The organism is Vibrio sp. TAP-3B (genome assembly GCF_057784735.1).
On record NZ_CM173496.1, the window covers coordinates 140,064 to 152,409 of the forward strand.

11 protein-coding genes and 1 pseudogene are annotated in these 12,346 nt (G+C 42.7%); 5 read left to right on the plus strand and 7 right to left on the minus strand.

All coding sequences use genetic code 11. From position 1 onward, the window contains the following. The first annotated feature begins 166 nt into the window (after positions 1 to 166). Positions 167 to 1,618, plus strand: coding sequence for a formate transporter FocA (gene focA / locus AC3D28_RS15040; RefSeq protein WP_488536540.1), 1,452 nt, complete (start codon positions 167 to 169; stop codon positions 1,616 to 1,618). A 102-nt stretch (positions 1,619 to 1,720) separates the two neighbouring features. On the opposite strand, the gene AC3D28_RS15045 is transcribed toward focA, so the two are convergent. The 3 genes from AC3D28_RS15045 to AC3D28_RS15055 all read right to left on the minus strand — a co-directional run bounded on the left by AC3D28_RS15045 (position 1,721) and on the right by AC3D28_RS15055 (position 3,243). After that, positions 1,721 to 2,290 (minus strand): YceI family protein, encoded by a 570-nt coding sequence (locus tag AC3D28_RS15045; protein WP_098414050.1) that lies wholly within the window; start codon positions 2,288 to 2,290, stop codon positions 1,721 to 1,723. Then, positions 2,290 to 2,826 carry a cytochrome b gene (locus AC3D28_RS15050; RefSeq protein ID WP_488536541.1) on the minus strand — a complete coding sequence of 179 codons (537 nt, stop codon included), beginning with the start codon at positions 2,824 to 2,826 and terminating at the stop codon, positions 2,290 to 2,292. The genes AC3D28_RS15045 and AC3D28_RS15050 overlap by 1 nt, the downstream gene beginning before the upstream one ends. A 174-nt stretch (positions 2,827 to 3,000) precedes the next feature. Next, positions 3,001 to 3,243 carry a DUF2164 domain-containing protein gene (locus tag AC3D28_RS15055; RefSeq protein WP_488536542.1) on the minus strand — a complete coding sequence of 81 codons (243 nt, stop codon included), beginning with the start codon at positions 3,241 to 3,243 and terminating at the stop codon, positions 3,001 to 3,003. A 229-nt stretch (positions 3,244 to 3,472) separates the two neighbouring features. Between AC3D28_RS15055 and AC3D28_RS15060 the strand changes: the two genes are divergently transcribed. Then, a complete protein-coding gene (locus AC3D28_RS15060; RefSeq protein WP_098414053.1) occupies positions 3,473 to 4,105 on the plus strand; it encodes a hypothetical protein in 633 nt (210 codons plus the stop codon). Positions 4,106 to 4,225: 120 nt separating this feature from the next. Here AC3D28_RS15060 and AC3D28_RS15065 read toward each other — a convergent pair. Both AC3D28_RS15065 and AC3D28_RS15070 read right to left on the minus strand, forming a co-directional pair. Next, positions 4,226 to 5,486: pseudogene (locus tag AC3D28_RS15065) on the minus strand (DEAD/DEAH box helicase). A 62-nt stretch (positions 5,487 to 5,548) separates the two neighbouring features. Further along, positions 5,549 to 6,157 carry an acyl carrier protein phosphodiesterase gene (locus AC3D28_RS15070; protein ID WP_488536543.1) on the minus strand — a complete coding sequence of 203 codons (609 nt, stop codon included), beginning with the start codon at positions 6,155 to 6,157 and terminating at the stop codon, positions 5,549 to 5,551. Between the two features lie 552 nt (positions 6,158 to 6,709). Between AC3D28_RS15070 and AC3D28_RS15075 the strand changes: the two genes are divergently transcribed. Beyond that, positions 6,710 to 8,140, plus strand: coding sequence for a methyl-accepting chemotaxis protein (locus AC3D28_RS15075; RefSeq protein WP_488536544.1), 1,431 nt, complete (start codon positions 6,710 to 6,712; stop codon positions 8,138 to 8,140). Between the two features lie 416 nt (positions 8,141 to 8,556). Here the strand turns inward: AC3D28_RS15075 and AC3D28_RS15080 are convergent, their stop codons facing one another. Next, complete coding sequence (locus tag AC3D28_RS15080) at positions 8,557 to 9,225, minus strand: HAD-IA family hydrolase (protein WP_488536545.1); 669 nt, start codon at positions 9,223 to 9,225, stop codon at positions 8,557 to 8,559. A 202-nt stretch (positions 9,226 to 9,427) separates the two neighbouring features. Continuing rightward, positions 9,428 to 9,934, minus strand: coding sequence for a flavodoxin (locus AC3D28_RS15085; protein ID WP_098414059.1), 507 nt, complete (start codon positions 9,932 to 9,934; stop codon positions 9,428 to 9,430). A gap of 334 nt (positions 9,935 to 10,268) precedes the next feature. Here AC3D28_RS15085 and AC3D28_RS15090 point away from each other — a divergent pair, with 334 nt between their 5' ends. Next, positions 10,269 to 10,739 (plus strand): CreA family protein, encoded by a 471-nt coding sequence (locus tag AC3D28_RS15090; RefSeq protein WP_488536546.1) that lies wholly within the window; start codon positions 10,269 to 10,271, stop codon positions 10,737 to 10,739. Between the two features lie 133 nt (positions 10,740 to 10,872). Beyond that, positions 10,873 to 12,177, plus strand: a complete 1,305-nt coding sequence (locus AC3D28_RS15095) for an inosine/guanosine kinase (protein ID WP_488536547.1) — start codon at positions 10,873 to 10,875, stop codon at positions 12,175 to 12,177. Positions 12,178 to 12,346: the final 169 nt, after the last annotated feature.

Consider the following 12,346-nt stretch of genomic DNA (forward strand, 5'->3'; position numbering starts at 1 on the left):
CCTAGCTATTACTTCCCTCTTATTCTGGATGTGCGGTTCGGGAACACCGCATGCCCAAACCATGTCATTGAGATTGACGCTATTTGGGGCATAGATAAAAACGACAATTTCATTTTTGAATTAATAACCAAGGAGTTTTTATGGGACGACAAATTAAGGAGTCGATATGGCGGTGACCAGCACTCAAAATCACCAGTACTTTTCTCCTAAAGAAATGATGTCAGAAGCTGAAAAGTTTGCGCTAAGTAAAGCCAACAAAACCAGCGGTATGACATTAAGCCTTGCCGTAATGGCTGGGGCATTTATCGGGCTAGCATTCTTGTTTTACATCACAGTGACGACTGGCAGTGCTGGCGCAGGTTGGGGGTTAAGCCGCCTTGCTGGCGGGGTGGCGTTCAGTATGGGATTAATTCTTATCGTCATATGTGGCGGTGAATTATTTACCAGCTCGGTACTTTCCAGTATCTCGTGGGCAAACAAGCAAATCTCTTTCGGCAAAATGCTATCAATTTGGGGCAAAGTTTACATTGGTAACTTTATCGGAGCCATGCTCTTACTGGCACTTGTTACCGCCGCGGGTCTTTATCAAATGGATAGCGGTCAGTGGGGACTGAATGCGCTGAACATCGCACAGCATAAACTTCACCACACATTCCTTCAGGCATTTGCGCTCGGCATACTCTGTAACCTATTAGTTTGTCTTGCCATTTGGTTAACGTTTAGCTCTGCAAATGCCATGACCAAAGCAGCCATGACAATTATGCCTGTCGCCATGTTTGTCAGCAGCGGTTTTGAACACTGTGTGGCAAATATGTTTATGGTTCCGCTTGGCATTGTTATCGCAAACTTCGCCCCAGAATCATTTTGGACAGCGGTCGGTGTACCCGCTTCACAGTACGCAGACTTGAATATAGGACACTTTATCACTGCCAACTTAATCCCTGTCACCCTTGGCAATATCGTCGGGGGAGCCGTGTTAGTTGGCCTCGCAAACTGGTGCATTTTTCGCCAACCAGAACTAAAAGCAGCGAATATTTCTTCTATCACAACAACGACAACACTCTCGTCAGTTAAGGATTTCACCATGAAAAACGCATCTTGTGTTAAAGACATCATGAACCCAAACCCGGTTACTATCAGCGCTGAAACTCCGGTTGCCGCCGCACTTGATACGTTAATCGATCACAACGCAACCAGCGCGCCTGTTGTTGATGTTCACAACCGCTTAGTGGGTTTCTTTTCTGCTCACGATATGATGGTGGAACTATGGTGTGAGGACTACATTCCCGTTAAGGAGCAAAAAGTCGTTGATATTATGAGCCGCGATGTCGTCGCAATCGATGCGGGCGATCGCTTAGTCGACGTAGTGGAGTTCTTATGTATCGATAAAGAACAACTCTACCCAACCAGCAGCATGGGCATTGCAACTCGTATGACGTCTTTATCTGTTGAAGAGCGTGCGAAAAGCATCAGAGTAAGTAAACCACAAGTACTTCCTGTACTTGAAAATGGTCAGCTGATCGGTGTGGTCACACGTACAGAAGTTTTAAAAGCACTTCGCCCAATTTTCGGTGAGCGCTTAAACCTCGTTGAGAAAAACGCGTTGGAAACAGCGTAACGATTTTGTAGTTCTATTATTAATATAAACAACGTCTGTTGGCTGTTATAAAAAAGCGCTCTTAATCGTAAGAGCGCTTTTCATATTTTTTAAAGGGGTGAATTATTGCTTAACACCTTCGATATGAAGCTCCATATCAACATAACTTGATGCCCCCATAACTGGGATATCGAAATCAGCCAGCTCAAGACGAGTTTGACCGACAAAGCCTGCTCGCTCTCCCCCCCACGGGTCACTGCCAGCACCAACAAATTCCGCTTCAATAGTGATTGGTTTTGTTACGCCATGAAGTGTTAGATCCCCTGTCACGTCCAGCTTACCATTGCCTTTATCGACAACCTTTGTACTCTTGAACGTGGCTTGGCTGTATTTGCTCGCATCGATAAAATCACCACTACGAATATGTTTATCACGCTCTGCGTGGTTCGAATCCAAACTGGTGGTATCCACGACAACATTAACTTTTGAATCTGTGATGTTATTTTCATCGAATGAAAAGTCACCAGAAAAAGTATTAAAACGACCTTTGATAAAGCTATAACCAAGGTGACTTACTTTAAAGTTAACGGAAGCATGTGCGCCTTTCGTATCGATGACATAATCTGCAGCTTGAGCACCAACCGGCAGTGCCATAGCGATTGCTAATCCTGTAGCGAAGAGTGACTTTTTCATTATGAAGCTCCTAACATTTTTTTTAATGTGTTGTCTTTATCGATAAAGTGATGTTTGAGTGCTGCAGCAGCATGTAAGCCTGCAATGAGGATCACCGCCCAAGCTGCGTAAAAGTGAATTTCACCTGCAAGGTCTGATTGTCCAGGAAACAACTCACCCGCTCCCGGTACGGTAAACCAGTTAAACACTTCGATACCGCGGCCATCAGACGTTGAAATGAGGTAGCCTGAACCAAAGATAGTGAATAACAGTAGATACATCACACCATGTGCTGCTTTTGCGGCAACAATCTCGTAAGGTTTGCCTTCGACCCTTGGTGCTGCAGTAACATGTTTCCACACGATACGTACCAAAGTTAAGATGGCGAGTAAAATACCGACAGAGCGATGGTAGTGTGGTGCAGTTTGGTACCATTCACTGTAATAACTCAGATCGACCATCCACAAACCCACTGCAAATAGACCAATAATGCACAGTGCAGATACCCAATGCATCATGCGTGCAGGAAAGTTGTACTTCTTTACCAGTGAATTCATCTCACGTTCCTAGATATATGCCTAAGTTAATGTTGAGCAAGAAACACTACATTAACCTATTTGCCTCAAATGAAACAGATTATTTACCATCATTTACACCCAGCCAATACCACCGTCTCTACCAACTTATTCGATTTTTTCGATGGAGACTTACATTATTTTTAAAACTGGCACTTACAGTTGTACTGGTTGTTCTATTTCGTACAGTTCATCAGAGGCTTCAAGCATGCGGCGTTCAATCACAAGTTTTGCATCCTCAATGCCTTTGTTGTAATAAATCGCACCAAGTTTTTCTGTAATAAAATCAACAAGAAATTCACTATCAAACTGACCAATTTCAACACTAAGTTCATCCTGCATGTAATCTTGTATTGCCACTGCGAGTGTTTCTTTTTGTGCACGTTCTAATTTTATCATCCCTATCCCTTTTAAGCGTATTGTTCATATGACCACTGGGTAACTCCTCTCATTCTCATCAGCTTAAAATCAATAGAGTGAAATTGAGACCGCCACCAATGAGAATAAGAACGACGATGCCTAACAATTTTGATTTTTAGATCAAGAAGTTGCTGAACTAAATTAGTCCATCCCCATAAACTATGCTAACCTTTCTCGGTTCGTTTTGTTAATGATTAAGGGATATTTTTTGCTACTCGATCTAGTAATTCAAAGTGTCAATGATTTTCAAGACGATTGCCTTAAACTGTGCGAAAAGCATTATCCTGCGGTCCATAACCAAGGCATGAGTGAGCACCACTTAGGGCTCGCATTTTCTAGGCGTATGGAGCACACTTTTCGTCACTTTGGATACCATAGTGTTACCAAACCCATCGAGGTATTAGAGGCACCAGCGCTTCCACATCACTACCGCATCTCTTCGGAACTCGGCACCGTGTGGGTTTTAACTCATCATATGGTCAGTGCCGGTACGTCCTGCCGCGAAAATTTACTCTCTTCGATTACCGAATGGCAAAGCGAGTACGGTTACGCATTACAACCCAACGACCTACTCTTTTTGGTTTCTGATCATTGGATTAGTCGTAGTAAAACAAGCAGGGAATTACTCCATTGGTGGATGGGAGAATTACCAGATCCGATAAATGAATATACCGAACAAGGCATCACGCTATACACCAGCGAGTCGCTGCTGACTCAATCCCTTGACACCCGCTTTGGTATTAGCCCTTGCTATATTAAGTTTGGCCACCCTCTCCGACGTTCTAACAAGCAGCAATTGGTCAGGAAATACTTACAGCTGTACGCCGTATTGCAGTGGTAGCATCAAATTAATGATAAAAAGCTCTGTTTCAATAAGTGTCAAGGTTATCGGTTCGCTATACCTCCAAACTTAGAGGTATATGCAGAAGTAAAACAACCCTCTCGGTTCGGGGAGTTTGGTTCAGCGAGAGCGTCTTGGTTTACCACGATTTTTGTGGATAGCGAGTTTGGCTTTTAGCTTGCGCTTTTCTGAGGAACGACTCTTTCGACAAGCGCCGCCGTTGCTCTCTACTTCTCTTGCTTCGACCAAGCTTGGTTCAAAACCTGCTAGCCATTCTTGTGGCAAACGTTGATCAAGTAAGTTCTCGATTGCATGTAGCAAATATTCTTCATCTCGGCTCATCAAAGACACCGCTAAACCAGACTTTCCAGCGCGTCCTGTCCGACCAATACGATGAACATAATCTTCAGCTTTAAACGGCATATCAAAATTAATCACTTGTTCCAGCTCTTGGATATCGAGACCACGCGCTGCAACATCGGTCGCGATCAACGCACGAACCTTGCCTTGTTTAAACTCGTTCAAAGCTCGCTGACGAGCGCCTTGCGACTTATCTCCATTGATGGAGACAGCTTTAATACCATCCAATTTTAGCTCTTTGGCAAGTTCGTCGCTGCCTTGCTTTGTTTTCGTAAAAACGAGGACTTGCTGCCAATTACGCGAGCCGATTAAATATGCCAGTAATTCACGTTTACGCTTTTTATCTACGGGATAAACAATCTGCTTGACGGTTTCAGCCGTTGTATTAGCAGGAGAAACTTCGACCTCGACAGGCGTGTCCATCAATTTATAAGCGATGGTTTTAATGCGTTTTTCAAATGTTGCAGAAAACAGCATAACCTGTTTCTCTGTCGGCAAGCGTCGCAAGATACGTTGTAAGTCCGGCCAAAACCCCATATCTAACATACGATCTGCTTCATCTAGAACTAACGTGCCTGTCTTTGAGATGTTTACATTGCCATTAAACAAGTGATCCAACAGTCGACCAGGCGTCGCAATCAGAATATCTGCACCTTCTTCGAGCTTTTTCTTTTGGACACTAATACTCGTACCGCCATACACACAGACAATGCGCAGCTCAGTTTGAGCTGAGTATTGCACCAAGTGGTCAAATACCTGCTGTGCCAACTCGCGGGTCGGAACCAAAATCAAGGCTTGAGGAGTTCCGTTACGTTTCTTTTGCTGAACGGCTTGGATAATCGGCAAACCAAATGCCGCCGTTTTCCCCGTTCCCGTTTGCGCTGCCAGCGATAAGGTTCTTTCCTTCTAGAACATGTGGGATAGACTTTTCTTGTACAGGTGTCGGCGTCACGATATTCAGACTACTCAGCGTCTCTATTAGCTTTTGTTCGATGCCTAGATCAGCAAAATTCACGGACATGTTAAACCTCATAATTTTTGGATCGCAGAGTTTAACAGAGCCCTCAGGGCCGTACTACCTTTCTATCTCAGCGACTCTTTACCGTTTAACTGTTGTTGATACTCATACGACTGGCACAAAACGTCTTGATAAAGTGAGGAAAACTTATCCTCCAAGAACAAGTACTCTTGTTCAATGACTGAAAATGTCGTTGTGAGGTCGGCCATTCTAGGACTTCTTTGCGACATTCGATGTAACGCAAATTCGATATTGTCAAGATCTTGATATGACTGCAGCCAATGACCGCTCCACATGCGGTTGTGTAGCAATAAGAACCGTGACGGTAAGCTACCGTGAACATCTCGATCCACTCGTAGGTAGGCGTAATGCACAAAATTGTCGAGGGAAAGAGTATGAAAATCTTGCCAATGTTTCGCTAAGCAATGATCCCAGAACATATCTAGAGCAATAGGGGCAAAACGGCGCGCAACCCCCGTGAAATGAGGTTTGCACTCATCGACAATAGAATGCTGGTCAGTAATACGATCCACAAAACGATGCAGTTTGATGCCATTCGAGATATCAGCGCTATACTGTTTGCTTGGATCTCCTTTAACGAAGTCTCCAAGCAAGTTTCCCAATAAATGACTTTTACAATGTTCTGCGATATGCAGGTGGGCTAGAAAGTTCATTCGACGTTTAGGCTTGGTGTGACATGCCTTATTATAACGTCAATTAAGCCGCGATGAGAGTACTATCCTATTCGGCTTCGTTGTCTGAGCCAACGTACTCCGACAAGGTAATGCCAATTTCAAGCGCATCTAGCAGCTCAAGGCTCTCGTCGTTTTGGTATTGGTCGCTCATTGTGACCTCCTGTATTTTAAGCTCTCTTGCTTTAACTTACTGATGCTCTGTCTTTCTATCTCCGCACCAGCAACTCCTTTTTATAATCTTTATATGACATATTCATGACGGCGAGAAGTCTAGATTTAAAAACCTATGAGCAAAATCAAAAGTAAACGATTGCACGAAAATTTCACTCCTACCGCATCTTTTTTATAGAGGTAGATTTTCAAAAAACTGGTCACTCAAAAGGCATGGCGCTTTGCCATAACCTACCCTACCTCACATTTTTTAAAATAAACACATTCTTCGTTACATATTTTGCTGATTAACATCGCATATTTTGTTTCGATAGAACCATAGATTGGTTCAATATTTTTTTATCTCAAATGGAGCTTTAAATGAGAGAAGTTGAGTTTAGAACGATAGACAGGTTGTTTATCAAGATGTCTATCAACGACAAAATGTGGGTTATTTTCCTCCTGTTTATGGTGGCGCTCACTTCTGTGGCAGGAAGCCGTTATATGAATGAAATGCAACAATTTGAACAACAGGCGATTGCAACAACCCAAGCACGGCTGTCTGGGCTTATCGATGCGCAGACAAAGGATGTGTTAAAAATTGATGGCATATCTAAAGTGAGCGCATTAAAAACAAGCGAATTTATGCAAGGCGCTGCAACCGCTTACGCCACTTTACAATCCGGTGAGATTGTAAAGCTCACTCATAACATGTCAGCACAATACCAATCGGCCAAATCAGCCGCCCTCACCTCTTTGTTGCTGAGCTTTTTATGGGCAGTGCCATTTGCAATTTTCTCATACTGGGTGGCTACATTTATCGGTGGCGCGCTGTGGGTTTTATACACAACCACTGAGAAGATTGGTGCTGGCGATTTAACGTCTCGTCTGGGGTTTCATCCGGGTAGAGACGAGTTTGGAACCATTGGCTGTGCGTTAGATAACTCTATGGATACCCTGACGGAATTGGTCAACAGCGTGAAAGATAACGCAAATACATTAAGTGAAACCTCTGCAGCATTTGAAAAAGATATGCAGCTAAGTGAGACGCAAATATCGCATCAATACCAAACTCTGGATTCAGTCGCGACAGCGATGGAAGAAATGACAGCATCAGCGAAAGAAGTTTCAAGTATTTCAGAACAAGCCACGACTCAGTCTGATCAAGATGCTAAAAAAATCGAATTGAGCCGTAATCGCGTTCAAAACGTGATTGGCGAGATCGAAACCTTATCGGGTTATATTGAGCAAGCGTCTACATCTGTAACGAACTTGAATGTGAACACGACTCAAATTAATGACGTTATTACCACAATTAACGCGATATCAGAACAAACCAACCTGCTCGCACTGAATGCGGCTATTGAGGCGGCTCGGGCAGGTGAACAAGGACGTGGTTTTGCTGTCGTGGCAGACGAAGTTCGTACCCTTGCAAGTCGAACCCAGCAAGCAACGGTAGAAATTCAATCAATGATTGAGAAGCTGCAAACAGAAAGTCAAAGTATCGCTTCAATAACCGACCGCACCGTACAACAAGCTCAAACAAGCAGTCAGCTTATTAATGAGATTGGCCATGACGTCACGGCGATTGCAGAATCTGCACGCTCATTGATGGACATGAGTATTCAAATTTCTACTTCAGCAGAAGAGCAAAGTGCAGTGGCGAATGATATTGCGTCTGAGCTCTCAGAGATCCGAACCCAATCAAACAAAATCCGTGAAGTGGCAGAGCAATCCACCTCTGGCGTTACAAACCTAACTAAAGCATCACTCTCGCTTGGAGAAGTGTTAAAACGCTACCGAACCGCTTAATTCAATAAATATCGACGCGCAAAGGGCTCCTAAAGAGCCCTTTTTTGTTGTTTTTAAACGTCGACATTCTTGGCTTTGAACAACTGGATATTTGAAGTGAATCTCAAGTTCTCGTTGTACCTGATGAAATAATATTCATAAACAAGACGTTCCGCTATGCTTAATCTGCTAGTTCCAATTTGCTGCTGGAAAATAATATGAATAATAACAAAGATACAAAAGACATTGAAAACTTGAGTTGCCCACTCTGTCAGGGAGACGAATATTTAATCTCATCAGATGGCGAAAAATTTACTTGTGCTGCTTGCGGGTTCCACACGAAAAATTTCTCATCCATTCAATGCTTACACCAAACTCCATATTTACAGTCTAAATGTAAACATATTCATAGTCTAAGTAGGGTTTGCCATTAGAAGTTAAACAGAGCAGCTAAATAGCTGCTCTTTTAATTCATCTAGATGTTGAATACGGATAACACGCTCATCATCAACACGGTTAATCGCTTCGCCATTAAATAACTGTATCGTCTTAATACCTGCATTTATTCCTGATTCTACGCCTTTCGGCGTGTCATCGATATACAGACAGTCACTTGGCAAAAAGCCCATGCTCATTGCACTGTACATCAGCAAATCTGGCTCTGGTTTCCAACTGTTTGCATCAAAAGCCGAAAACACTTTTCCTTGAAACGCATCCAATAAACCTGTTAGCTCAAGTGCATATTCGATTTTATCTTTTGGTCCATTTGACGCAACGCAGTACTCGATATTGTGAGAGTCAAGCAACTGAATTAAGCGCTTTACACCATCCATCGGTTGTAAGTGGCGAACAAAAAGAGATTGTACTTCTTCTCGATATTGCGGCTCTAATTCATCAATAGGGACTTCGATTTTTTTTAATTCTTTGGTATCTAAGAGAATATCCGCTAGCTTCCCACCTTTAAAATGAGAAACACATTCTTCTATGGTTAACTCAGCGCCATGTTGGTTAAATACATTCACTAATGCCTGACAACACAAACGCTCACTATCGACCAACGTTCCATCACAATCAAAGATCACGCACTTAATATTGGTAATTGCCATAGCCGTCCCCCAAGCACATTATAAATGTCGCTGACCAAACTGAGTTTATTCAAAAATATTTAGTTTAATCATATTTGAGTTTGGGATTGTTTAAACGACGAGCTTGGCATTTCGCAGAAATGAAGGTGAGGAATTACAGTTTTTCTAAGCAAGATCACCGATTGTTATCTTGCTTGACTCTTTATGCATCTGAACACTCAATCTAGTTTTCAATTATGATTGCATCACACAATTTATGTTCTCTCGCTAATTTTTTCGCAAGATCGATGACAAATTGGCTCTTTTCAGAATTAGAAACCGCCACATCAGATATCAGCGTGCTACTTTCAAAATGACTGATAATAGCGACACCAGCCGGACTACCGTCCTTAAAACCGACATACAATTCAAAGTCAGGTGTTAAAATAATTTGAGTCAGATACTCTACCACCATGTCTTGATCGTATTTTTCTTCCCAGCGTTGCGCTTGCAAAATAGAAAACATGATGGTTAACCGATGAAAGTCGACCAGAAAGATCTCGTCAGGTTCAATCTCTGAGTTACCGTCAAGTAAGCTGGTTTTTTTGATCACTCGATAAGTGTGTTCATCTAATGCTTTGAAATAGACGTCTCGTCCTATCAAGCTTTCTGGTGTAGGGAATTCCACTTCAACCAAATTATATAGCCACGCATTTTTACGCTCTATACTGGCTCGCTGTTGTTCGTTCATTTGAGTACCTTAATCACAAGCTACAAAGTAGTAGCAAACAAAAATTTATGCCGAGTAGCCTACTCATTTAAGAGAATGCATCGGCTCCAGTCTCCTTAAGAAACCTAACACTTCAACATCGTTTGGCCGGCAGGCAAGATCACGAATAGAAACACGGTGTTTTGAGTCAAAGGTCTTAAAACACACGCGGCAAGACCTATTTTTGTTTGGAGCCGTACATTAGCATGAATGCCTATTACAAACCTAGAACATGTAAACCTTAGAGGCTAAATTTTGTTTTAGTGGCAAACGTCTGATAGATTTCATCAATATCTTTCCTAGTAAGGACAAAATAATGAAAAAAATGCTGTTAAGCGCATTACTTGTAACTGCGTTGGTGGGTTGCTCAGATAATGACGTGGCTGACGTAGGGCTTGGCTGGTTTACACTGAAAGACATAAAAGTAGGTGAATTAAAGGACGATACTGTTACTGGTGTCACTTGTCATATTGCGTCTATAGAAGATGATTTCAGTTTAGCCGACCCAAGTGACAGCTCTATCTCTTGTCGTCAGACGGGTGAAATCACATCTGAAATGATTGCACAAATAGATAAAAGTAAGTCCGGCGAAATCGTATTTAAGAAATCGAAAAGTATTTTCTTCAAAACGATGAAGGTAAGACGTATCTACGATCCAGAGAATCAAACCCTACTCTATCTTTCTTACACCACAAAAGAGACCGAAGGTAGCTTCAAGCATAGTTTATCAACCGTACCACTTTGGGGTACCAAGGCTTACGTACCACAACCGGTTGAGATAAAATAGCGATTCCGCTATTGGGTTACAATTACCACCGCCCGCTGCATTTTTAGCGGGCGAACCTCGTGTAATAAACACCACGAGTTGCATTTTTTTGTGATATAATCACGCCTCTTTTTTTCCTCAATCAAGAACAAGCATGAAGTTTCCTGGTCAGCGTACATCTAAACACTACTTCCCAACTCACGCTCGTGATCCATTAGTTAACCAAATCCGACAAGCGCCCAAACTATACCGCCCAACGATTGTTGGCGTTGGTCAAACCATCGTAGATATCGAAGCTCGTGTAGATGATGCGTTTTTAGAAAAATACAATCTAAGCAAAGGGCACTCTCTCGTTCTTGAAGAAAGCAAAGCTGATGCACTTTATGAAGAGCTTGTTGAACAAGGCTTGATCACTCATCAGTATCCTGGTGACACCATTGGCAACACACTGCATAACTACTCTGTGTTAGCTGATAGCAAATCGGTATTGTTGGGGGTAATGTCAAAGAATATCCAAGTTGGTTCATTTGCGTATCGCTACCTTTGTCGTACCTCTTCACGCATGAACTTGAACCACCTTCAAATCGTTGATGGTCCAATTGGTCGTTGTTACACCTTAATTACTCAAGACGGTGAACGCACATTTGCGATCAACGAAGGTCATATGAATCAATTACTTCCAGAAAGTATTCCTGACGAAGTTTTTGAGAAAGCCTCTGCTCTCGTGGTCTCATCTTACCTTATGCGTGGTAATGAAGAAGATCCGATGCCTAAAGCGGTTCAGAAGGCAATTGACTTTGCGAAGAAGCATGATGTTCCTGTCGTACTCACCTTAGGAACAAAATATGTCATCGAAGGCAACGTCGAATGGTGGCAAGAGTACATTCGCGAAAATATTTCTGTGGTTGCGATGAATGAGGAAGAAGGCGCAGCATTAACGGGAGAAACGAACCCGTTAACAGCAGCAGACAAAGCCTTAGAATGGGTTGACCTCGTACTGTGTACCGCTGGTCCAAACGGGCTATACATGGCTGGGTACACCGACGAAAAAGTAAAACGCGAAACCACACACGGCATTCTAGAAGGCTCGATTAAAGCATTCAACCAATACGAATTTAGTCGCGCCATGCGCAAAGCTGATTGTAAAAAGCCAATGAAGGTTTATTCGTATATTGGCCCTTACCTTGGTGGCCCTTTGGAAATTAAAAATACCAACGGCGCTGGTGATGCTGCACTCTCTGCCCTTTTACATGACATGGCAGCAAACTCTTTCCATCAAAAAGAAGTACCAAATTCAGAAAAGCACCAAGTACGCTGCCTGACCTACTCGTCACTTTCGCAGATCTGTAAATATGCGAACCGAGTGAGTTACGAAGTGCTAACACAACACTCTCCTCGCCTTTCTCGTGCTCTCCCAGAACGCGAAGATAGCTTGGAAGAAGCCTATTGGGATCGTTAAGATCACAAGCTTAAAGGCAAGAAATATACTGAGGTCACCATTTGGTGGCCTTTTTATTTTGATATGGCGCAGTATTTAGTAGATTCTGTTAATCTCTAGCACACTATGACGCACGAACGCCTTTACACTTCAAACGTAAACAAGGTTATTTGTGCGCAAACCTTTACTC